The following is a 21958-nucleotide window of genomic DNA, read 5'->3' as shown; positions in this document are numbered from 1 at the left end:
ATAAAAACGGAGACGCCATGCCTCGTTTCACCTTGAGCCCTCGTGGGCTGCTCGCTTGCCTGATCACTGCCTGCCTTGCGCAATCGGTGGTCGCCGCCGACGGACCGGTCGCGGCCAGCCCGCAAACCACGGCCAGTAACGCCGCCGTGCTGCAACAACTGCCCTTCACCGACCGCACCGACTACGAGTCGGTCACCAAGGGCCTGATCGCGCCGTTCAAGGGCCAGGTCAAGGACGCCTCGGGCAAGGTCATCTGGGATATCCAGGCCTATGACTTCCTCGCCAGGGATCAGGCCCCGGAGTCGGTCAACCCGAGCCTCTGGCGCCTGGCCCAACTCAGCGCCCATGCCGGACTGTTCGAAGTCAGCCCTCGACTGTATCAAGTGCGCGGCCTTGACCTCGCCAACATGACCATCATCGAAGGCGATGACGGGCTGATCATCATCGACCCGCTGACCATGGCCGAAACCGCCAGGGCAGCACTGGACCTGTACTACCAGAACCGTCCGCACAAACCGGTGGTGGCGGTGATCTACAGCCACACCCACGTCGACCACTTCGGTGGCGTGCGCGGGGTCATCGACGAAGCCGACGTCAAAGCCGGCAAGGTCAAGGTGTTCGCCCCCGCCGGGTTCATGGAACACGTGATGAGCGAGAACGTCTACGCCGGCAACGCCATGAGCCGCCGCGCGCAGTTCCAGTTCGGCAGCCTGCTGCCCCGGGGCGAAAAAGGCCAGGTCGATGCCGGCCTGGGCAAAAGCACGCCGAGCGGCGGCACCGTCACCCTGATCCCGCCCACCGACCTGATCGACAAGGAACTGGAAACCCGCACCATCGCCGGCCTCGACGTGGAGTTCCAGTTGACCCCGGGCACCGAAGCACCGGCGGAAATGAACCTGTACCTGCCGCAGTTGCGCGCCTTGTGCATGGCAGAAAACGCCACGCAAATGATGCACAACATCCTCACCCCGCGCGGCGCGCAAGTGCGCGACGCCAAGGCCTGGGCCGAGTACCTGGACAGCAGCCTGGCGCGTTACGGTGACAAGAGCGATGTGTTGTTCGCCCAGCACAACTGGCCGACCTGGGGCGGCGAACGCATCCGCACCTTCCTCGCCGACCAGCGCGACATGTACGCCTTCCTCAACGACCGCACCCTGCACTTGCTGAATCAGGGCCTGACGTCGCTGGAAATCGCCGATTCGATCAAGAAATTGCCTGGCACCCTCGACCAGAAGTGGTACACCCGTGGCTACTACGGCTCGCTGAGTTTCAACACCCGCGCGGTGTATCAGCGCTACATGGGTTTCTATGACGGTAACCCGGCCAACCTCAATCCACTGCCACCGGTAGAAACGGCCAGGCGTTCGGTCGAAGCCATGGGCGGCGACGCGGCCGTGCTGGGGAAAATGCAGGCGGCAATGGCCAAGGGTGAATACCGCTGGGCCGCGCAACTGGGCAATCAGTTGCTGTTCGCCAACCCGGACAACGGCGATGCGCGCAAAGCCCAGGCCCAGACGCTGGAGCAAATGGGCTATCAAAGTGAAAACGCCACCTGGCGCAACATGTACCTGACCGGTGCCATGGAACTGCGCGATGGCGTGCCACCCCAAGCGGGCACGTCGGTATCGGTGGACATGGTTCGGGCGATGAGCCCGCAGATGTTCTTCGACTTCCTGGCGGTTCGCCTGGACAGTGAAAAGGCTGTAGGCCATGACCTGACCCTGAACTGGACCTTCGAGGATCAGAACAAGGACTTCAACCTGACCCTGCGCAATGGTGTGCTGACCCACCGTGCCGGGCTCAATCCTCAGGCGGACGCCAGCGTGACCATGAGCAAGGCCACCCTGGAACAGATCAGCCTCAAGCAACTGGATATCCCGGCGGCGATCCAGAAAGGCCTGATCAAGTTGCAAGGCAATGGCAAGAAGCTTGGGGAGTTGATGAGCAGCCTCGATACCTTCGCGCCGCAGTTCAATATCGTCACGCCTTGAACCGGTGACGCGGCAAACCGCGTCGCCTCTATCTCGAGCAGGTCGGATCGCCGCACCGTCGCTCCCACACTGGATCTGTGTCATTCACAAATACTGTGAACAGCCTGGATCCCTTGTGGGAGCGACTGACGGGTCTTATTTGGCGGTAAATTTGGTGTAGCTATTGATCAGGTTGCGATAGTTCGGCAAGCGCTCAGACAGCAGGTTGGCCAGGCCTTCCATGTCGTTACGCCAGTCGCCTTGCAGCTCGCAGGCCACAGAGAACCAGTTCAGCAGGTGCGCACCGGCGGCCGACATGCGTGCCCAGGCCGCTTGCTGCACGGTGGTGTTGAAGGTGCCGGAAGCATCGGTCACCACAAACACCTCAAAGCCTTCGGCAATGGCCGACAGGGTCGGGAACGCCACGCATACGTCGGTCACCACACCGGCGATGATCAGTTGCTTGCGTCCGGTGGCCTTGATCGCCTTGACGAAGTCTTCGTTGTCCCAGGCGTTGATCTGGCCCGGGCGTGCAATGAACGGCGCGTCCGGGAACTGCGCCTTGAGCTCCGGCACGATCGGACCGTTCGGACCGCTGTCGAAACTGGTGGTTAGAATGGTCGGCAATTTGAAGAACTTGGCGATGTCACCCAAGGCCAGCACGTTGTTCTTGAACTCGTTGGGCGAGAAATCCTGCACCAGCGAGATCAGACCGGTCTGGTGGTCGACCAGCAATACCACGGCATCGTCTTTGTTCAGGCGCTTGTAAGGTACGTTGCTCATTGGAAACTCCTTGGTGGATGGTTGTCGCAGTCAACGCCGACCTGTTGGGCCGGCGCTTTTTTAAATGGGTCAGAAGGCAAAACACGAGCAGCCAAAGGCGCCCCAGAAACCGGCGAAATCGCTGACCGGCGCGTTCGACAGGCGCGCCCGTTCATGACTGTGGGAATGCACCGCGCACGGGCCGCTGCAATGGTGAACCTGGGCCTGCATCGGCGACGTCGGGCGCCAGTGGCCCGGGACCTTCACCACCGGCGACCAGTCCGGCAGCACCGGTACGCTGGCCGGCCCGAGCTTCTCGAAGTCACCGGCGCCGTACACCACCTTGCCGCCGACCACGGTCAGCACCGACTCGATCCACTTGATCGCCTCTTCGTCGACGCTGAAAAAGTCCGCGCTGAGGGCCGCGACGTCGGCCAATTGCCCGACCTTGATCTGGCCTTTCTTGCCTTGCTCCGACGAGAACCAGGCGCTGCCATGGGTGAACAGTTCCAGTGCAGTCAGGCGCGAAAGGCCTTCGGCGTGCAACTCCATGCCGCCGACGGTGCGACCGCTGACCATCCAGTACAGCGAGGTCCACGGGTTGTAGCTCGACACCCGGGTCGCGTCGGTACCGGCACCGACCGGTACGCCCTCGGCCAGCATGCGTTTGATCGGCGGCGTGGCTTCGGCCGCTTTGGCGCCGTAACGCTCAACGAAGTATTCACCCTGGAACGCCATGCGATCCTGAATTGCGATGCCGCCGCCCAACGCCCTCACCCGCTCGATGTTCTGCGGAGTGATGGTTTCGGCGTGGTCGAAAAACCACGGCAAGCCGTTGAACGGAATGTCGCGATTGACCTTCTCGAACACGTCGAGCATGCGGCTGATGGATTCGTTGTAGGTAGCGTGCAAGCGGAATGGCCAGCGTTGCTCAACGAGATGGCGCACCACTGGCTCCAGTTCCGCTTCCATGGTTTGCGGCAGGTCCGGGCGCGGTTCAAGGAAGTCTTCGAAGTCCGCCGCCGAGAACACCAGCATTTCCCCGGCACCGTTGTGCCGCAGGTAATCGTCGCCCTGGTGCAGCTTCACGCTGCCGGTCCAGTTCTTGAAGTCGGTCAACTCTTCCTTGGGTTTTTGGGTGAACAGGTTGTAGGCGATGCGCACGGTCAGTTGCTCATCCTTCGCCAACTGTTCGATCACCTGGTAATCGTCCGGGTAATTCTGGAAACCGCCGCCGGCATCGATGGCACTGGTCAGGCCCAGGCGATTGAGTTCGCGCATGAACTGGCGGGTCGAGTTGACCTGGTACTCCAGCGGCAGCTTCGGCCCCTTGGCCAAGGTCGAGTACAGAATCATCGCGTTGGGCCGCGCCACCAGCATGCCGGTCGGCTCGCCATTGGTGTCACGCACGATCTCGCCACCCGGCGGGTTCGGCGTGTCGCGGGTGTAACCGGCTACGCGCAACGCGGCGCGGTTGAGCAAGGCGCGGTCGTACAGGTGCAGGACGAACACCGGTGTGTCCGGTGCGGCCTGATTGAGCTCTGCAAGCGTTGGCATACGTTTCTCGGCGAACTGGAATTCGTTCCAGCCACCGACCACCCGCACCCACTGCGGAGTCGGCGTGCGGTCAGCCTGATCCTTGAGCATGCGCAAGGCATCGGCCAGTGACGGCACACCTTCCCAACGCAGTTCCAGGTTGTAGTTCAAGCCACCACGGATCAGGTGCAAGTGCGAGTCGTTGAGCCCGGGAACCACACAACGGCCCTTGAGGTCGATCACCTGGGTGGTCGAACCACGCAGGGCCATGGCCTGGGCATCGCTGCCCACCACGACAAAACGACCGTCGCTGATCGCCACGGCGCTGGCGAGCGGTTTTTCGCGGTCAACGGTGTGGAATTGACCATTGAACAGAATCAGATCGGCGTTCATCACGGTTCCTCGTGCAAAGTAGCGGGAGACAGCCAGGGCGCAAACAGACGCGTCGCCATGGGCATGAAGATGTAAACCACCGACAGCACGATGGTCAGGGTGATCAGGAACGTGGCAACCACGTAGTTGGAGAGCAAGGCGTTGAGCCGCAACAACGGCCCCCAGAGCAGCGGCACCAGCAAGGTGTGCGGCAGGATCACCAGCAGCGTCACCACTGCTTGCTTCCAGCGCGGCGGTGGCGTCCCGGCTTCGGCCTGGGGCGAAAACCAGAACTCGTTGACCGGATTGACTTCGGTCTGGTCGCCATCGGCGAGCATCGGCGCGGCTTCGTCGACCAGTGCCTGGCGTTGCGGTGAATCGAGCCAGTTCTGCATCGCTTCGGTCGAGCAAAAACGCAGCACGCAGGTGTAGGTATCGAGGCCGGTGTGCTTGCCACGCACCACATCCACGCCCAAGTGCCCGACGTTCTGTGCGGCCACCTTGACGATGTTGCGCAGCCAGGCTTCATAAGGCACTTCGAAACCGGCCTTGACCCGGTGTTTGACGATCAGGGTCACCACCTCATCAGGCCCGGGACTTGCCGGCTCACGGCGATTGGATTCAGACATAACGCAAGGCTCCGGCGAAACGGACATTGAGCGCCAGCCGTCCCGGCCCGGCGATGAAAATGCTGGTGAAGACAATCAGCAACAGCCAGCCGAACTGGCCTTCGAAGAGGGTCCACTGCGGATGCACGATCAACATCGACACCCACAGCACAAACAGAATAGGCAAACATGCCAGACGCGCCAGCAACCCGCCGACGATCAGCAGCGGGCACACGACCTCGGCGAAAATCGCCAGCACCAGCGTCAGGTTCGCGCCCAGGTGGAAAGGGTCTTCGATGTTTTGCAACTCGGCACTGTAGTGCAGCAGCTTGGGCAAACCGTGCACCCACAACAGGAACAGCCCGCCGCTGACCCGCAGGAACAGCAGCCCCCAGTCTTGCGCCCGATCATCGCGTCGCGAAGCGTCCATGGCCTACCCGCACAAATGAAAAAACACCGGCGCCGATGCGCCGGGACTGGATTCGATAGTGCCGGGACGGGGGCAGGAAAAATTGAATGTACGTGCTCTGTTTGCGGGAAGACCGAGATCGACCAAACGACATGGAACCCTGTGGGAGCGAGCTTGCTCCCACAGGTTTATTTGTTGTTGCCTCTACCGGGTTATTCCTGCGGGTCGAGATTATCCAGCGCCCGATTCACCGCCAGCTCACCAAGCATGATGATCTGCGCAATCCCCAGCAGCGCGTTGCGATGAGGGCTTTGCAGAAATCCCGCAAGGTCACTGGCCATGATGCTGGCCGAGGCCAGGGATTCGCAGGCGTGGGCCAATAGCGTTTCGGTATTGATGTCGGGGGCGATGACAAACATCGTGCTGGGTTTGTGCGATGGAGCCGGATCTTTCGGGGGATTGAGGTAGTGATCCAGTGCGCGGTCGGCGGCTTCGTGGAGCTTTCTGGAGTCGAGCGAATCGTAGGGGGAAACGTCGTCGGATTGCGGGGGATTCGGGGTTGGTTTGAACATGGCGGAGCTCCTTTATACCTGGTAAAACCACCAAAACCCGTCGCTAAACAAGTAAGGGTGGCAGCTGTACGCAGGTTAGCGAACCGGGAGGTATAAGACCCGGCAGACCCGAAGGTCTCCCGCGCACAGCCACCATGTCGAAAATTGCAAACACACGAATATGTGCAATAGAGACTGGAGCCTTGTTGCGCTTATACCTGGTCGGGTCGCTAAACCCGGTCGCTGAAGTTACAGCGACAGGGAAACGATAAAGACCGAGTACAAGACTCACAAGCCGGCGGATTCTGGCGTAGTTGTAGGCAACGACGCAAGGCGGTGTGGCTTTCAGGAATAGAGGCTGACGGCTTTTAAACAGGGCTGTCAGAACGCGGCACATTCCCTGTGGGAGCGAGCTTGCTCGCGATGGCGGCATTACATCCGGCATTGGTGTTGACTGATCCACCGCTATCGCGAGCAGGCTCGCTCCTACAGTGGATCAGCGTATGTCTGTGAGAGATTGGTCGGCTGGCAGGCCGCCTTCGCTGGCAAGCCAGCTCCTACAGTTGATCGGCGTACACAGACGCTTCTCACCACTCATCAGGCCGAGCGTTAGCTCGCCTGCAGCTCTTGATCTTGATCCACCCGCCCCCTCGGMAGGCTGAGYGGAGGTGTTCATCCGGGGATGGGCGCGCAGCGCCGTTCGACGCAGTCGAACTCATTGCATGTAGGTCGAAGCGAAGCCGACCGGAGGGCAATGCCCCCGGATGAATACCGGAGCGAAGGAACGCCGAGCCTTAGCGAGGGGCCGTACGTTCGGGGCGAGCGTTTTTTTGGTTACTTTTTTTAGGCGCTTGTAAAAAAAGTGACTCGCCGTCAGGGCGAAACCGCCAGCCGCCGTTACCGAAAAAACGGATATGTACTCAATCAAAAAAGCAGCCTGGTCGGCCCATAGGCCGCCAAGGTCTACAGCTACGGAATATCCAAAGTCACCGACATGAACTGACTGATCCGCGACCGCAACCACCGCTCCGCCGGATCATTGTCATGCACCCCGCTCCAGGCCATCGACAACTGCGCCGCCTCAATCTCGAACGGCGGATCCTCGGCCCGCAACCCACACCCCTCGACCAACGCACACGCCGCATAATCCGGCACAGTGGCAATCATCTCGGTCCCGGCGAGCAACGCCCGCAACCCACTGAACTGCGGCACCCCCAGCACCACACGACGACTACGCCCGACCTTCGCCAGATCCAGATCGATATTGCCGCTCAAGTCCCCCGAGAACGACACCATCGCATGGGGCCGCTCGCAGTACTCATCCAGGGTCAGCGTCCCCGGCCGGGTGTCGCCGCGCAGCACCTTGCAGGGAATATCGCGCAGCTTCTTGCGCTTGGCATTGGCCGGCAGATCCGTGGTGTAACTCACACCCACCGAGATTTCCCCCGACGCCAGCAGCGCCGGCATCAACAGATAATTGGCCCGCCGCACGACCACGACGATGCCCGGTGCTTCCTCTTGCAACTGACGCAGCAACGGCGGAAACAAACCAAACTCGGCATCGTCCGACAGACCGATGCGGAACACATCGCAACTGGTCTCCGGATCGAATTCCTTGGCCCGGCTGACCGCGCCGGAAATGGTGTCCATCGCCGGCTGCAACTCCTTGAGAATCGCCAACGCACGCGCCGTCGGTTCCATGCCGCGACCGTTGCGCAACAGCAACGGGTCGTCGAACAGATCGCGCAAACGCCCCAACGCGGCGCTCACCGCCGGCTGACCCATGAACAGTTTTTCGGCGACGCGGGTCAGGTTCTTTTCGAACATCAGGGCTTCGAAAATCACCAGCAGGTTCATGTCGACGCGACGCAGATCGTTACGGTTCATAGGCTCGGGTTCCTTGTGTGGTCGGCCAGGCGCGAGAACTGCCGACTTTACTCGATCAACGGCACGTTCGCCGCTCGTTTGTACGGTCCGTATTCCACCGGCACCCACTGGAAATGCTTGCCTTCGGCGGTGATATGACCGATGCCGGGGAATGGCAGGTGCGCCGCCGTCACCCAGGTCTTGCTGGTGGCAGCGGCACTGAACACCTGGTTGCGGCTTTTGATCGCATGCTGGCTGTCGACGTCGAAACCGATCGATACCTCAGGGTGCAGGAATTGCACAGCGAGGTTGTGCACCAGGTCGCCCATGAACAGGATGCTTTGCCCTTGCGAGGTGAAACGGTACGTGGTGCTGCCCGGCGTGTGTCCGGCTTCCAGTTGCGCCTCGACCACGCCCGGCAGCGGCGACTGGCCGGGGGTGAAGGTCTTGAATCGGCCGGCGGCCACGTAAGGTGCAATGGAATCCTGGGCGATTTTGAAGTAGCCCTTGGCCGCTTCCGGTGCCTTGGCCAACGCCTGCGGGTCGAGCCAGTAGTCGGCTTCGGCCTTGGCCGCGTACACCGTGGCATTGGCGAACACCGGTTGCTGCTGGCCATCCACCAGACCGCAGACGTGATCCAGGTGCAGGTGGGTGATCAGGATGGCGTCCACCTGCTCGGGCTTGTAGCCGGCCGCTTGAAGGTTGGCCGGGAGCTGGCCGGCGGTAGGACCGATACACTGCCCTGCCCCGGTATCAATCAGGACAAGCTGTTTACCGGTGTTGACCAGAAAGGCGTTGAAGGCGGTCTGCACACCCGGGGTTTCAATCGAACGACGGGCCAACAGCGCGCGGATCTGGCTCTGGCTCATGCCTTGCAACAGCTTCGGCGACAGGTCGTTATAGCCGTCGAACAGCGCCGTCACTTCATAATCCCCCAGTGCCAGCCGGAAGTAACCGGGTACTTGCGTGCCCACCTGCGCAGGCGCCTGGGCCAGCGCGTTGGCGGATATCAGAACCAGGCCGATGGTGCCCAGCGTTCCCTGCCATGTCCGTTTCATCTGTTCACCTTTTCAAACCAATCGGCGGTCCGTTGTGGCCCGCTCCATATTGCGCATCTTGTGCCCATCAACGTCGCCCGCACTTGCAACGATGTGCTGTGTTCACAACCTCGGGCATGGAATTAACAACGTTTAACTCGTCAGCCACAGCGGGCGCCGCCAACAATGAAGCCCTCAGCGCAGAACTGTTTTTCCAGAGTAACGGTGCTGATCGCTCAAACCGGGCGCCAGTGCTTTTCCTCCCCCGACCGGACAATGGCCATGGCTTCCCCACAGCACACCACCGCCCGCGCACTTGCCAGCGAACCACGCAAGACCCACACCGGCGGCCTCAGCCCGCAGCGCGAACGGCTGGTCAAACAACTGATCCTCGAACGCCTGGGCGACAGCCTGGAAGTCACTGAACTGGCACAGGCCTGCGCCCTCTCGCGCAGTCACTTCTCCCGCGCGTTCAAGTGCAGCACCGGCCTCTCGCCCCAGGACTGGATTCGCCAGCAGCGCATTGTCCTGGCCAAGCAATTGATCCAGTACACCGACATGAGCCTTACGCAGATCAGCCTTGAATGCGGCTTCTGCGATCAGGCGCACTTCTGCCACATCTTCACCCGCAGCGAAGGCATCAATCCGTTTGCGTGGCGCAGTCAGGTGGTGCATGGCCTTAAAAGCAAAAGATCGCAGCCTTCGCCAGCTCCTACGGGCATGCACGCAACCCTGTAGGAGCTGGCGAAGCCTGCGATCTTTTGATCCGGCTTTTTAACCTTTCAAGAACGCCAACAGATCCGCGTTGAGCTGATCCTTGTGGGTGTCCGTCAAACCGTGAGGGGCGCCCGGGTAAATCTTCAGGGTTGAGCCCTTCACCAGCCTGGCGGAGGCGACGCCCGCCGCTTCGTACGGCACGACCTGATCCGCGTCGCCATGCACCACCAGGGTCGGCACGTCGAACTTCTTCAGGTCTTCGGTGAAGTCGGTTTCCGAGAACGCCTTGATGCAGTCATAGGCGTTCTTGTGGCCGGCCATCATGCCCTGCATCCAGAACCAGTCGATCATGCCCTGGGACGGTTGCGCGTCAGGTTTGTTGAAGCCGAAGAACGGGCCGCTGGCGAGGTCGATGTACAGCTGCGAACGGTCGGCCAGCGAGGCCTGGCGGATGCCGTCGAACACGTCCAGCGGCAGGCCGCCGGGGTTGGCTTCGGTCTTGAGCATCAGCGGTGGCACCGCGGAAATCAGCCCGGCCTTGGCCACGCGCCCGGTGCCGTGGCGACCGATGTAACGTGCCACCTCGCCACCGCCGGTGGAGAAGCCGAACAGCACGGCGTTTTGCAGATCGAGCAGCTCGATCAACTGCGCCAGATCGTCGGCGTAATGGTCCATGTCATTGCCCGACCACGGCTGGCTGGAACGCCCATGACCGCGACGGTCGTGGGCGATGACCCGGTAGCCCCTGGAGGCCAGGAAAATCATCTGCGACTCCCAGCTGTCGGCGTTCAGCGGCCAGCCGTGACTGAAGACAATCGGCTGACCGGTGCCCCAGTCCTTGTAGTAGATCTCGACGCCGTCGCGGGTAGTGAAGGTGCTCATGGGTGATGCCTCCTTAACGAGGGTTGGGGTGTGAATCAAACCGGTAGCGGGTTCATGCGATCCGCCAGGCGCGCCACACGCTCGCCCAGGTGCGCGGCGGTGCAGCGATCCTCGGGCGGAGGGGCATCGTCGGGGGATTGTTCGACATTCGACTGGGCCATGGCGCCCAGTGAGCTGCCCAGGCGATTGAGTTGGCCGTTGAACGCGCCGGTGCTGGAACGCGCCGGCAGCAGGTCGAGGCCGACCCAGATCATCGAGTGCTGGGCGGCGAATACGGCCATTTGCAACAAGGTGCTGAGTTTGTCGCCGCACAGGCAGCCGGAATTGGTGAAACCGGCCGCGAGTTTGTCGCGCCAGGGCTGGGCCAGGTAGAACGCCGCCGTGGCCTCCATGAATGCCTTGAAGGCCGCCGAGGCGCTGCCCATGTAGGTCGGCGCGCCGAAGATGATGGCGTCGGCGTTGTGCAGCCGCTCCCAGTGCTCGTCCACGTCCTCGACCGGAATCAACTGGCAGGTGCTGCCCAGATGCCGTTCCACGCCCCCGGCCACGGCTTCGGCCATGACCCGGGTGTGCCCGTAGCCACTGTGATAGACCACCACCACGTTGCTCATTGCTCTGTCCTTGCGATGGATTGAATCCCTTTGTAGGAGCGAGCTTGCTCGCGATGGTGTGTCAGCCGCATTGGTGTCGATTGATACTCCATCGCGAGCAAGCTCGCTCCTACAGGAAGAGAGTTTTGGGCTAGACCGGACGCGCGACGAGTTAAACGTTGTTAAATTTCCATGGCGCGCAAAAAGCCTCGGCAACTGCTGTCCGTCTGTCGCGCCCAATGATCACGGGACCGACAGCCATTGGCCGATACGTTAGAGTCAATGCCTGCCCCTTCAGTCACCCGGGCGGCGCATTGCGCTGGGTAAAAAACCTGAGGAATATGCTCGAAAACCGCGTATTAGACGGATGCAGCAGGAGCGACTCGTTGACCCTTTCCCCCGAACAGGCTGTTCATTTCGGCCCCTACCGGGTCTACCCCGGACAACGCCTGGTGATGGAGGCCGACCAGCCCTTGCGCCTGGGGCGGCGCGCCATGGACATTCTGTTGATCCTGCTTGAGCACGCCGGCAACGTGGTCAGCAAGCAGCAGCTGATCGCCCGGGTCTGGCCCAGCAGCGTGGTCGAAGACATCAACCTGCGGGTGCACATGGCCGCGTTGCGCAAGGCGCTCGGCGACGGTCAGGCCGGCCAGCGCTACATCGTCACCGTGGCCCAGCGCGGGTACAGTTTCGTCGCACCGCATTCACTCGAGCAGGCCGAGCAAGCGCCGGAGCCCGCACGTACCGCGTCGAGCCGGCATAACCTGCCGGTGCGCCGCACGCGCATGATCGGCCGGCAGACCCTGGTCGACAACCTGATGGAGCAACTGCCCCGCCAGCGCTTCATCACCCTCCTCGGCCCCGGCGGCATCGGCAAGACCACCGTAGCCCTGCGGGTCGCCGAACAAATGATCGGTCGCTACCGGGATGGCATACACCTGCTGGACCTGGCCCCGATCAACTGCCCGCTGATGATTGACGGTCATCTGGCGACGCTACTCGAACTGGCCCTGCACGACGACGCTCCCCGGAGCGGACTTGCAGACTCTCTGCGCGATCGCCACATGCTGCTGATCATCGACAACTGCGAACACTTGGTCGACGCCATTGCCCAGCTCAGCGAAGACATTCTGCGCAGTGCGCCGCACGTGCACATCCTCGCCACCAGCCGCGAGAGCCTGCGGGCCGAAGGGGAATTCGTCCAGCGTCTGGAGTCACTCGACTGCCCGCCGCCCATCGCCGTCCTCGACCGCGCCCAGGCCATGACCTTTTCCGCCCTGCAACTGTTTGTCGAGCGGGCCATGGCCAGTCATGACAGCTTTGAACTGACTGATGATGAACTGCCGCTGCTGATAGACATTTGCCATCGACTGGACGGCATACCGCTGGCCATCGAACTGGCAGCGGCGCAAGTCGGCAACTTCGGATTGCACGGCTTGCTGGCGCAGTTGCAAAGCAGCTTCCGGTTGCTGAACCAGTCCTGCCAGACGCCCCTGGCACGCCATCAGACCTTGCGTGCAACATTGGACTGGAGCTTTGAACTGCTCACTGCCTGCGAAAAGACCTGCCTGCGCCGACTGAGTGTGTTTTGCGCTGGCTTCACCCTGGAGTCGGCAGCGGCGGTGATTGTCGGCGAACATATAGAACCGCGCGAGGTGTTCGGTTCAATCACGCAACTGGTCGCCAAGTCGTTGCTGAACGTGGAAGTGGGCGACGAAGACGTGTACTACCGTCTGCTCGACACCACCCGCGGCTACGCCCAGGAAAAACTTGCGCAAACCGCCGACCTGCCCGGCACGCGGGAACGCCATGCCGAGCGCTGCCTGGTGCTGATGCAACAGGCGCAGGACGACTGGGAGAAAACCTCGACCGACCTGTGGATCGAGCGCTATGGCCGGGCTCTGGAGGACATCCGTGCGGCCCTCGATTGGGGTTTGCACGCGCAAGGGCCGCAGGCACTGGCGATACGCCTGGCCGCGAAGTCCACTCCCCTGTGGCAGGAGTTGTCACTGCTCAAGGAACACGGCGGTTATGTGCGCAAGGCCCTGGCCTTGCTCGAGCAGTCACCCGAGCCTTGCCCGCGCCTGAAGATGGCCCTCATGCTGGCCCTGGGCAGCGCCTGTTATCACGCGCAGGGGGGTACCGACGAAACCGTCGGCGCCTTCGTCAGCGCCCACCGCCTGGCCCGACAGTGCAACGATGTGGCTGGCCAGTTACTGGCGATTTCCGGTCACCTGGCGGTCAATCTCTGTTGCGGTCATTACCGGATGGCCCAGGAGCAGAGCCGACAATTCGATCAACTGGGGCTGCATGACGACGCCCTGATGTCCCTGAGCATGCATCGATTGCGGGTACTGGCCCTGCACTTCTGCGGCGACCAGCATCAGGCTCGGGAGCATGCCGAACAGGTGCTGCAACGCATGGCCCACAGCGGTCATCTCAACCGTTTCACCCATGGTTTCGGCGTGCAATACGACCAGAGCGTTGCGGCGCTGACCATCCACGCGCGCATCCTCTGGCTGCAAGGCCAACCGGAGCAGGCCTGGCGCGCGGCCCGGCAGGCACTGGACATCGCATTGCAGATCAACCACGGCACATCGATCTGCTACACCCTGGCGCTCTCCGGCTGCCTGATCGCTTACTACAACGGCGACACCCGCAGCGCCCGCGAACTCCTGCGCCTGCTCCTGGAACAGGCGCAGAAACACTCGGTTCCACTGTTCTATCACTGGGCGCAACACTACGCGCAGGTTATCGGCGGCACCGATGTTCGACCGACCGGCCGCCAAAGTGTCGGTTTGATCAAAGACATCATGGTCACGCTGGATACGGCATACGTCGACGATGGTTTGCTCGAACGCGCGCAAAACGGTGCGTCGGGCTGGAGCACGGCAGAGATTCTGCGGGCCAGGGCCAAGACATTGCTGGCAACGGATTGCCCGGTCAAAGCCGCGACGGCCGAAACCGTGCTGCTCAAGGCACTCAACGTAGCCAGGACTCAGGGTGCACTGGCCTGGGAATTGCGCAGCGCCACCTCACTGGCGCAACTGTGGCAGCGCCAGGGCCGCCATCAACAGGCGCATGAACTGCTGGCACCGATCTACCAGCGCTTCACCGAAGGTTTTGCCACGCCAGACCTGATCACGGTTCGCCGACTACTCGACGAGTTGCAATGCCACCTGCCCGTCTGAAGGCCAGCGCGCTTGACTGATGTAGCCGGCATAACGCATTTCAAGGGCGCGCAAATCGCCACTGAGTTCGAGTTTTTCCAGTGCGTAGGTGCGGGTGGTATTGAGGAAGCGGTAACGGGTCACACCGCCGCCCTGCTCCTGGGACAGCAGCGACTTGAGAGCGAGGTTCTCCATCGCCTCGATCAGCTCGGCCACCGGCAGCACGTCGCAGCTGATCACGCCAATCGCTGCGTCCTGGGTAAACGCCATTTTGAACACCGCCAGACGCTGCAACACGGTTTGCTCCACGGCAGTCAACCGTTCGTAGCTCCAGTCCAGAGCGGCTTTGAGGGTCTGATGTCGGGGAACGGCTGTGCGGCGGCCCTGAGTCAGCAGCTGAAAACAGTTGTCGAGTTGCGCTTGCAACCCCACCAGCGCCAACGCATCGATTTGCGCCGCGGCCAGTTCAATCGCCAGCGGCAGGCCGTCGAGGCGTCGGCAGATATCCCGTACGGTCCTGAGGTCTTGTTCGCGCAGGGTGAACCCGTGCAATCGAGCCCGGGCACGGCTGACGAACAACTGCACCGCCGAATAGCCCATGACCTCGGCGACGCTGCGCAGCCCTGACGCCGGCGGCACCGCCAGCGGTGGCAGACGCAATACGGTTTCGCCAGACGCCTTGAGTGGCTCGCGGCTGGTGGCGAGGATCGACAGCCGGGGCATCGAGTGCAGCAGTGTTTCGATCAACGTCTGGCAGCGTTCGAGCAGGTGTTCGCAATTGTCGAGCACCAACAAGGCATGCCGCTGCGCCAGCGTCTCCAGCGTGGTGCCGACCTTCAGTTCAAGGGTTCGAGTGAGGTGATCAGTCACTTGCGCCGGGTCATCGATCGCCGCCAGGTCCACCAGCCACACGCCATGCCGATAGTGCTGCAACAACAGTTCGGCCACGCGTAGCGCCACGGTGGTCTTGCCGATCCCGCAAGGCCCGACCAGGGTCATGAATCGGCGCACCGGCAACTGCCGCACCAGACTGCCGACAACCGCATCGCGCCCGGTAATCGACGTGAGCCGCGCCGGCAGGTTGTGCAGGAGCTTTTGTACGGTCCCGCTCGGGAACGCTACAGGCTCTGGCGAAAGCTGCACCGGGGCGACAAAACTGTAGCCGCGCTGGGGAATGTTGACGATGTAGCACAGGCCGTTCTGCCCATCGCCCAGGGCACGACGCAGGGCGGCAATGTGCACCCGCAGGTTGATCTCTTCGACCACGGAGCGCGGCCAGACCTGCGCAATCAACTCTTCCTTGCTGACCACTGAACCTGCGTGCTCGACCAGCACCTGCAACACGTCAAGGGCACGGCCGCCCAGGCGCAGCGGTCGATCGCCCTCCAGCACCAGTCGCTGACTGAGGTGGAAAGCGTAGGGCCCGAATTGCAGCACCGCTTCGCTGTTTATATCTCTGAGGCTGTTCATGGGCCGTCACCCGCTGGAAACCTGGCTTCCAGCCCAGGCCCCGCACCGTCCTTGCAATGAGTTCAGCGGTATCTTGGCAGGCCTCGGTGACGGTACAACTGCCACGGGGGGAGCGTCACGGCCATTGCGGTGCGCACGACGGACATGCGCGCTAGCTGAACTGCTCGCGGTATTGGGTCGGGGTCAGGCCGAGCTTTTCACTGAACAGAAAACGCATGTGCCGCACACTGCCGAAGCCACTTTTGAACGCCACGGTCTTGAGCGGCAACTCGGTGGTTTCCAGCAGGTTCCTGGCGCAATCGATGCGCGCGCTTTGCAGAAACTCCATCGGCGTCATGTTCACTTCCCGGGCGAACACCCTGGCGAAGTGGCGCGGGCTCATGTTGGCCAGACCCGCCATGCGCTCGATGCTGTAGGTTTCATCGAGATGTTCAAGCACATGGTTCTGCACCCGGGTAATCGCCGTTTCGTGAGGCGCCACCGCCGCCATCAACGGGCTGAACTGCGCCTGTCCGCCCTGGCGCTTCATCACCACCAGCAACACCTTGGCCACGTCCTGGGCGACTTTTTTGCCATGGTCCTGGGCAACCACCGACAAGGCCAGGTCGATCCCGGCAGTGACGCCACCGGAGGTGATCAGGTTACGGTCCTGGACGAAGATCTGATCGGTCTCGACGGTCGCCTTCGGAAAGCCCTTGATCAGCCGTTCGGTGTAGTGCCAGTGGGTGGTGACGCGATAGCCGTCGAGCAAACCCGCATGGCCCAACACGAACGCGCCGGTGCAGATCGAGCCATAAGCGGCGGACCGGCTGATGTTGTGCCTGAGCCAGTCGAGCAATGGCGGATGCCGTTCGTTGTAGGCACCGGGGCCACCGGGCACCAATAGCAAATCAAAACCTTCGCAGGCCTGATCGATGTGCAGGTCAGCGTGCACGCTCACGCCATTGGACGCCCGCAGTGCGCCGTGCTCGGTGCCGATGGTCGACAGCACATAGTGATCGTCGGGTTTCAGATAACGATTGGCGATGGAAAACACTTCCATGGGCCCGGCCATATCGAGCAGGAGAAAGTCGGGAAACAGCACCATTGCCACGGTTTTCATGGATTGGAATTCACTGGGATCAAATCAGGAAGCATTGACTGACATTGAAACCTGTGGGATCGCCGCACCGCCGCTCCCACAGGTTTGGTCGTCGGGAGTTAGGGCGAATTATGCCTCAAACACCGGCGATTCATTTCACAAAAAACCGTCAACCACAACGAGACAGTATTTCAATTTCTACCTACTTATTGCATCAACCAGTAACCATTAACCTTCTCCTCAGTCGGACGAATTCACGTCCCCACAGGAGATTTCATCATGCTGACTCTTCGCAAAGCCTCGGATCGCGGCCTGGCCAATCACGGCTGGTTGAAGTCGTTCCATACCTTTTCCTTCGCCAGCTATCGCAACCCGAAAGAGCAGGGTTTTTCTGATCTGTTGGTGATCAACGACGACCGCGTTGCCGCCGGTAAAGGCTTCGGCCAGCACCCGCATCGCGACATGGAGATTTTCTCCTATGTGCTTGAAGGTGCCCTGGAACACAAGGACACCCTGGGCACCGGTTCGGTGATCCGCCCCGGCGACGTGCAACTGATGAGCGCAGGCAGCGGCGTGGCCCACAGTGAGTTCAACCACTCCAGCACCCGGCCGGTGCACTTTCTGCAGATCTGGATCGTGCCCGATGTCAGTGGCGCCAAACCGCGTTATCAGCAAGAGCACTTCAGCCCCCAGAAAAAACGTGGGCGCCTGCAACTGATCATCTCGCCGGACGGCGCCAAGGGTTCGTTGAAGGTGCGTCAGGACGCACGGGTGTATGCCGGACTGATCGACGGCAAGGAAAGCGCCACCCTGGAACTCGCCGCCAACCGCTACGCCTATGTACACGTGGCCCGGGGCAGCGTCGAACTCAACGGAGTGTTGTTGCAGGAGGGCGACGGTGTGCGGGTTCGTGATGAACAGGCACTGACCTTGAGCAACGGCGTGGATGCTGAAGTATTGGTCTTCGACTTGCGCCCACAGGAACTGCCGGAAATGCCATGACAAAACCCTGTGGGAGCGAGCTTGCTCGCGATAGCGGAGTGTCAGACGACATCAATGTTGAATGACACAACGCCATCGCGAGCAAGCTCGCTCCCACAGGATTTGTGTTGTCTGGAATTATTCACCAGTCCCGGCAAACCCCGCGACAATCTCATCGATCACCGCCCGGACCCGGGCCGTATGCCGCAGGTCGGCATGGGTCACCAGCCAGATGTCATAGGGCAACGGCCGCGAGCGCTCCGGCCACAACCTGACCAGCCCCTCCTTCTCCCCGATGTACACCGGAATTTCCCCGACCCCTATTCCCGCAGCAATCGATCGACGTACCAGCAGGCTGGAACTGAGGCTCGCGACAATCCGCCCGCGCGCCACCGGTTCCGAGACCAGCGTCAGGTCCTTGTTGCCCTGCAAGTACGGTTGATACACCACCAGGTCATGCCCGGCGAACGCCGATCCGGGCTCCGGCACGCCGAGGGCATCGACATAAGCTTGCGAGGCGAACAGACCCACCGGCCAGCGGGCGATTCGGCGAGCGATCAGGTCCGGGTTGTCCGGTCGGGTGTTGCGTACGGCGATGTCCGCCTCGCGTTTGGCCAGGCTGAGGATCTGCGTGGTGGCGTCCAGTTGCACCCGTACATCCGGGTGTTGTCGATGCAGACGAGCGATCGCCGGGATCAGGAAATCGATCGCCAGGGAGTCGGTGGTGCTGACGCGAACCGTGCCGGTCAGGCGATCGTCCAGGCCCTGGATCTGGCGTTCCAGCTCCAGCGCCGAATGCTCCATTTTCTCTACGGCCTTGAGTGCCGCTTCGCCGACAACCGTCAGCGCATAACCTTCGGAGGTACGCAGGAACAAGGTCGCACTCAATGACTTTTCCAGCGCCGTGATGCGCCGGCCGACCGTGGCCTGGTCGACCCCCAACACCCGCGCCGCACCACGCAACGTCGATTCACGGCAAACCGCGAGAAATACCCGGGCGTCATCCCAATTCACAGCGCTCTCCTGATGATGCATTTGCGCATCAGCATAGCGCGTAATCGCTTCATTAATGCTTCGAAGAAGCTCGCTATGCTGAAGGCCTGAGTTCCCCACAGGACAATGCACATGCACCGCTCATCTGCTCCCCTTACTCCTGCACCCAGTGCGATCTGGCTGCCGATCTTCGCCGGCCTCTGCGCCAGCCTGGTCAGCATCGGCCTGGCGCGTTTCGCCTACACGCCGTTGATTCCCTCACTGATCCAGGCCCACTGGTTTTCCGCCAGCGACGTGGTGTACCTCGGCGCCGCCAATCTGGTGGGTTACCTGATCGGCGCACTGATTGGTCATCCACTGGCACGCCGGACCTCGAACAAAACCGCCCTGCGCCTGATGATGCTGGCAGTGACGCTGGCGTTTTTCGCCTGTGGTTTTCCGTTGTCGATGAGCTGGTTCTTCGGCTGGCGCCTGCTGTCGGGGATCGCCGGTGGCGCGATCATGGTGTTGGTGGCGGGAACCGTATTGCCTCACGTACCGGCGACCCGCAGGGGCCTGGCCAGCGGTGCGATATTCCTTGGCATCGGCTTGGGCATCGCCGGCTCGGGGACGCTCGTGCCGCCGCTGCTGAGCCTCGGCTTGCAGCAAACCTGGTTCGGCCTTGGCGTGTTGGCCCTGGTCCTCACCGCCGCCAGTTGGTTTGGCTGGCCAACCGCTGCGCACCTGGTCGCCGCTGCGCCGTCGGATACCTCGTCGCCTGCCCCCGCCGACCCGAGCGTTTACCTGCTGTTCGCCCAATACGCGTTCATGGCCACCGGACTGGTGCCGGCCATGGTGTTCCTGGTGGATTACGTCGCCCGCGGGCTCAATGCCGGGGCGCATGTCGGCGCGCTGATCTGGGTGATGTATGGCCTTGGCGCGATTGTCGGGCCAGTGAGCTACGGTTTTCTGGCCGACCAACTGGGCGCGAAAACAGGGATCCGCATCGTGCTGGTCATACAGGCGTTGGCGGTTGGCCTTTTATCGATCAGCAGTTCGTTCGCGGCCCTGGCTTTACTGGCGGTGATCCTCGGCTCCTTCCCGCCCGGCATCGTGCCGCTGGCGTTGGCCCGGGTGCATGAATTGATCCCCAACCATCACCAACAGCAGATTGCCTGGAGCCGCGCCACCGTGTCGTTCGCGACGTTCCAGGCCCTCTCGGGGTTTGCTTATTCGGCGCTGTTCAACGCCAGTGGTGGCCATCATGCCTTGATGTTCGTGATTGCCGCCGGGGCCATTGTGGTAGCGCTATTGCTGGAACTCGGCAGCCGATTGCTCAGTCGTTCGAGCGAATCATTGACACTCGATACAGGTATTTGAAATGACACTGCCCCAGACCATGACCCTGATCGAAATCACCGAACCCGGTGGCCCTGAAGTCCTGCAACCGCGCCAGGTGCCTGTGCCCGTTGCAGGGGCCGGTGAAATACTGATCCGCGTGCACGCCGCCGGGGTCAATCGCCCGGACGCGCTGCAACGGGCCGGCAAGTACCCGATGAAACCCGGCATGAACCCGAACCCAGGGCTGGAAGTAGCCGGCGAAGTGATGGCGATTGGCGCGGGCGTCAGCGAATTTGCCCTGGGCGACAAGGTCTGTGCCCTGACCAATGGCGGCGGATACGCACAATACTGCGTGGTCCCGGCCAGTCAGGCGCTGCCGATCCCCGCAGGCATGGACTGGCTGCAGGCGGCGGCCGTCCCGGAAACCTACTTTACGGTTTGGGCCAATCTGTTCGGCCTTGGCGATGCCCGTCAGGGTCAGCGCGCCTTGATCCACGGTGGTACCAGCGGCATCGGCACTACCGCGTTGATGCTGTGCCGCGAGCTCGGCATCGAAGCGTTCGCCACCGCCGGCAGCGAAGAAAAATGCGCCGCGATTCGCCAATTGGGCGCCGAGGCGATCAACTATCGCGACCAGGACTTTGTGCAGGTCATCGCGGAAAAAACCGCAGGCCAGGGCGTCAACGTGATTCTCGACATCATGGGTGGCTCGTACCTCAACAACAATGTAGCCGCCCTGGCCATGGAAGGTCGCCTGGTGATGCTCGGTTTCCTCGGTGGAGCTCACGCCAGGGACGTCGATTTGCTGGCGATCATGGCCAAACGCGCCGTCGTCACCGGCTCCCTGTTGCGCTCGAGGACTCAGGATGAGAAAGCCGCCATCGCCCGCCAACTGCACGAACACGTATGGCCCGTGCTGAGTGCCGGTCGCTGCCTGCCGATGATCGACCGGGTTTACCCGCTCACCGAAGCGGCACAGGCCCACGCCCGGATGGAAGCGGGTGATCACATCGGCAAGATTGTCCTGCGCGTGGACTGATTCCAAGCCAACTCCCGAAGATAACTATTGCGTGTCAACGATGGTCGGAAAAGTCCCCCTGACCCAGGGCCACATCTGTTAAAACCCGTGTTTCACGTTCTGTTGGACCGTCCAATGCCTGCTCCCCTCCTCGCTCACCTACGCCGACGCTGGTTGTGCATGGCCGTGCTGGCCGTCGGCTTGCCGGTGAGTTGTGGGGCGCTCAGATATAAAGAGCGCGAGTTGCTGTTCCGCATCGAACCGGGCACGGCAGGCTGGTATCGCGGCCTGCCGCGATGCGCCGTCAATCCTCTACCTGCATGGTTTGCGCTGGAACCTTACGGGCCAGGCGTTTCGCATCGAGCAATTGCGGGCCTTGAGCTATTTGGTGCTGACCATCGATTACCGTGGCCTCGGTCAGAGCAAAGGGGATGTGCCCTCCTAAGATAGAGGTCGTGGGTTCAAATCCTGCCTAGTGCACCATATAGCACTAGATTTAAATCCCAAAAAGCTCGCCCTGTTCAGGCTTACTTGTTTCTGGCTATCCAGCCCAGCGAAAAAACCTCGAACCAAAACCAACACCCAAGCCTGGCCGCGCATGGGTGAAAGCGAAATCGACCGAGGC

General features: G+C 61.8%; 18 protein-coding genes and 1 pseudogene. 7 read left to right on the top strand and 12 right to left on the bottom strand.

The window, feature by feature from the left end:
• The first annotated feature begins 17 nt into the window (after positions 1–17).
• Positions 18–1991 (top strand): alkyl/aryl-sulfatase, encoded by a 1974-nt coding sequence (locus AC1DKH_RS24360; RefSeq protein ID WP_477799543.1) that lies wholly within the window; start codon positions 18–20, stop codon positions 1989–1991.
• A 135-nt stretch (positions 1992–2126) separates the two neighbouring features.
• Here the strand turns inward: AC1DKH_RS24360 and ycaC are convergent, their stop codons facing one another.
• The 7 genes from ycaC to AC1DKH_RS24325 all read right to left on the bottom strand — a co-directional run bounded on the left by ycaC (position 2127) and on the right by AC1DKH_RS24325 (position 9132).
• A complete protein-coding gene (gene ycaC / locus AC1DKH_RS24355) occupies positions 2127–2753 on the bottom strand; it encodes an isochorismate family cysteine hydrolase YcaC (protein WP_095942850.1) in 627 nt (208 codons plus the stop codon).
• Between the two features lie 69 nt (positions 2754–2822).
• The gene (locus AC1DKH_RS24350) at positions 2823–4661 is read right to left on the bottom strand and encodes an amidohydrolase (RefSeq protein WP_477799542.1); all 1839 of its coding nucleotides are present in this window, start codon (positions 4659–4661) and stop codon (positions 2823–2825) included.
• A complete protein-coding gene (locus AC1DKH_RS24345) occupies positions 4661–5269 on the bottom strand; it encodes an antibiotic biosynthesis monooxygenase (protein WP_477755080.1) in 609 nt (202 codons plus the stop codon). Before AC1DKH_RS24345 ends, AC1DKH_RS24350 begins: the two co-directional genes overlap by 1 nt.
• A complete protein-coding gene (locus AC1DKH_RS24340; protein WP_218432098.1) occupies positions 5262–5678 on the bottom strand; it encodes a DoxX family protein in 417 nt (138 codons plus the stop codon). Before AC1DKH_RS24340 ends, AC1DKH_RS24345 begins: the two co-directional genes overlap by 8 nt.
• Before the next feature lie 191 nt (positions 5679–5869).
• On the bottom strand, positions 5870–6229 hold the full coding sequence (locus tag AC1DKH_RS24335; protein WP_477755081.1) for a DUF6124 family protein: 360 nt from the start codon (positions 6227–6229) through the stop codon (positions 5870–5872).
• Between the two features lie 948 nt (positions 6230–7177).
• Positions 7178–8095, bottom strand: a complete 918-nt coding sequence (locus tag AC1DKH_RS24330; protein ID WP_477799541.1) for a LysR family transcriptional regulator — start codon at positions 8093–8095, stop codon at positions 7178–7180.
• Positions 8096–8142: 47 nt separating this feature from the next.
• Entirely contained in the window at positions 8143–9132 is a 990-nt protein-coding gene (locus AC1DKH_RS24325) for an MBL fold metallo-hydrolase (RefSeq protein ID WP_477799540.1), read from the bottom strand.
• 261 nt (positions 9133–9393) lie between these two features.
• Here AC1DKH_RS24325 and AC1DKH_RS24320 point away from each other — a divergent pair, with 261 nt between their 5' ends.
• Complete coding sequence (locus AC1DKH_RS24320; protein ID WP_477799539.1) at positions 9394–9849, top strand: helix-turn-helix domain-containing protein; 456 nt, start codon at positions 9394–9396, stop codon at positions 9847–9849.
• A 36-nt stretch (positions 9850–9885) separates the two neighbouring features.
• Here AC1DKH_RS24320 and AC1DKH_RS24315 read toward each other — a convergent pair whose 3' ends face one another.
• A complete protein-coding gene (locus AC1DKH_RS24315) occupies positions 9886–10710 on the bottom strand; it encodes an alpha/beta fold hydrolase (protein WP_477799538.1) in 825 nt (274 codons plus the stop codon).
• A 35-nt stretch (positions 10711–10745) separates the two neighbouring features.
• Positions 10746–11321 carry a flavodoxin family protein gene (locus tag AC1DKH_RS24310; protein WP_477799537.1) on the bottom strand — a complete coding sequence of 192 codons (576 nt, stop codon included), beginning with the start codon at positions 11319–11321 and terminating at the stop codon, positions 10746–10748.
• 365 nt (positions 11322–11686) lie between these two features.
• Here AC1DKH_RS24310 and AC1DKH_RS24305 point away from each other — a divergent pair, with 365 nt between their 5' ends.
• Positions 11687–14491: an ATP-binding protein gene (locus tag AC1DKH_RS24305; RefSeq protein WP_477799536.1), complete on the top strand. Its 2805-nt coding sequence runs from the start codon at positions 11687–11689 to the stop codon at positions 14489–14491.
• Here the strand turns inward: AC1DKH_RS24305 and AC1DKH_RS24300 are convergent.
• Together AC1DKH_RS24300 and AC1DKH_RS24295 are read right to left on the bottom strand one after the other, a co-directional pair.
• Complete coding sequence (locus AC1DKH_RS24300; protein ID WP_477799535.1) at positions 14456–15940, bottom strand: ATP-binding protein; 1485 nt, start codon at positions 15938–15940, stop codon at positions 14456–14458. The genes AC1DKH_RS24305 and AC1DKH_RS24300 overlap by 36 nt on opposite strands.
• A 151-nt stretch (positions 15941–16091) precedes the next feature.
• Positions 16092–17042 carry a GlxA family transcriptional regulator gene (locus tag AC1DKH_RS24295; RefSeq protein ID WP_477799534.1) on the bottom strand — a complete coding sequence of 317 codons (951 nt, stop codon included), beginning with the start codon at positions 17040–17042 and terminating at the stop codon, positions 16092–16094.
• 258 nt (positions 17043–17300) lie between these two features.
• Between AC1DKH_RS24295 and AC1DKH_RS24290 the strand changes: the two genes are divergently transcribed.
• Entirely contained in the window at positions 17301–18023 is a 723-nt protein-coding gene (locus tag AC1DKH_RS24290) for a pirin family protein (protein WP_477799533.1), read from the top strand.
• 117 nt (positions 18024–18140) lie between these two features.
• Here the strand turns inward: AC1DKH_RS24290 and AC1DKH_RS24285 are convergent, their stop codons facing one another.
• A complete protein-coding gene (locus tag AC1DKH_RS24285; protein WP_477799532.1) occupies positions 18141–19016 on the bottom strand; it encodes a LysR family transcriptional regulator in 876 nt (291 codons plus the stop codon).
• A 111-nt stretch (positions 19017–19127) separates the two neighbouring features.
• Here AC1DKH_RS24285 and AC1DKH_RS24280 point away from each other — a divergent pair, with 111 nt between their 5' ends.
• The 3 genes and pseudogenes from AC1DKH_RS24280 to AC1DKH_RS24270 all read left to right on the top strand — a co-directional run.
• Entirely contained in the window at positions 19128–20354 is a 1227-nt protein-coding gene (locus AC1DKH_RS24280) for a YbfB/YjiJ family MFS transporter (protein ID WP_477799531.1), read from the top strand.
• 1 nt (position 20355) lies between these two features.
• A complete protein-coding gene (locus AC1DKH_RS24275) occupies positions 20356–21354 on the top strand; it encodes an NAD(P)H-quinone oxidoreductase (RefSeq protein ID WP_477799530.1) in 999 nt (332 codons plus the stop codon).
• A gap of 114 nt (positions 21355–21468) precedes the next feature.
• Positions 21469–21775 (top strand): annotated as a pseudogene (locus AC1DKH_RS24270) (alpha/beta hydrolase); the annotation flags it as partial.
• Between the last annotated feature and the right edge of the window lie 183 nt (positions 21776–21958).

This window comes from Pseudomonas sp. 05L36 (assembly GCF_056398125.1).
This window is presented reverse-complemented; position numbering and strand designations above follow the sequence as displayed.

Bases quoted from the DNA above. Each gene is read 5' to 3' on its own strand.
- AC1DKH_RS24360 (WP_477799543.1), top strand. From the start codon at position 18: ATGCCTCGTTTCACCTTGAGCCCTCGTGGGCTGCTCGCTTGCCTGATC.
- ycaC (WP_095942850.1), bottom strand. From the start codon at position 2,753: ATGAGCAACGTACCTTACAAGCGCCTGAACAAAGACGATGCCGTGGTA.
- AC1DKH_RS24350 (WP_477799542.1), bottom strand. From the start codon at position 4,661: ATGAACGCCGATCTGATTCTGTTCAATGGTCAATTCCACACCGTTGAC.
- AC1DKH_RS24345 (WP_477755080.1), bottom strand. From the start codon at position 5,269: ATGTCTGAATCCAATCGCCGTGAGCCGGCAAGTCCCGGGCCTGATGAG.
- AC1DKH_RS24340 (WP_218432098.1), bottom strand. From the start codon at position 5,678: ATGGACGCTTCGCGACGCGATGATCGGGCGCAAGACTGGGGGCTGCTG.
- AC1DKH_RS24335 (WP_477755081.1), bottom strand. From the start codon at position 6,229: ATGTTCAAACCAACCCCGAATCCCCCGCAATCCGACGACGTTTCCCCC.
- AC1DKH_RS24330 (WP_477799541.1), bottom strand. From the start codon at position 8,095: ATGAACCGTAACGATCTGCGTCGCGTCGACATGAACCTGCTGGTGATT.
- AC1DKH_RS24325 (WP_477799540.1), bottom strand. From the start codon at position 9,132: ATGAAACGGACATGGCAGGGAACGCTGGGCACCATCGGCCTGGTTCTG.
- AC1DKH_RS24320 (WP_477799539.1), top strand. From the start codon at position 9,394: ATGGCTTCCCCACAGCACACCACCGCCCGCGCACTTGCCAGCGAACCA.
- AC1DKH_RS24315 (WP_477799538.1), bottom strand. From the start codon at position 10,710: ATGAGCACCTTCACTACCCGCGACGGCGTCGAGATCTACTACAAGGAC.
- AC1DKH_RS24310 (WP_477799537.1), bottom strand. From the start codon at position 11,321: ATGAGCAACGTGGTGGTGGTCTATCACAGTGGCTACGGGCACACCCGG.
- AC1DKH_RS24300 (WP_477799535.1), bottom strand. From the start codon at position 15,940: ATGAACAGCCTCAGAGATATAAACAGCGAAGCGGTGCTGCAATTCGGG.
- AC1DKH_RS24295 (WP_477799534.1), bottom strand. From the start codon at position 17,042: ATGAAAACCGTGGCAATGGTGCTGTTTCCCGACTTTCTCCTGCTCGAT.
- AC1DKH_RS24290 (WP_477799533.1), top strand. From the start codon at position 17,301: ATGCTGACTCTTCGCAAAGCCTCGGATCGCGGCCTGGCCAATCACGGC.
- AC1DKH_RS24280 (WP_477799531.1), top strand. From the start codon at position 19,128: ATGCACCGCTCATCTGCTCCCCTTACTCCTGCACCCAGTGCGATCTGG.
- AC1DKH_RS24275 (WP_477799530.1), top strand. From the start codon at position 20,356: ATGACACTGCCCCAGACCATGACCCTGATCGAAATCACCGAACCCGGT.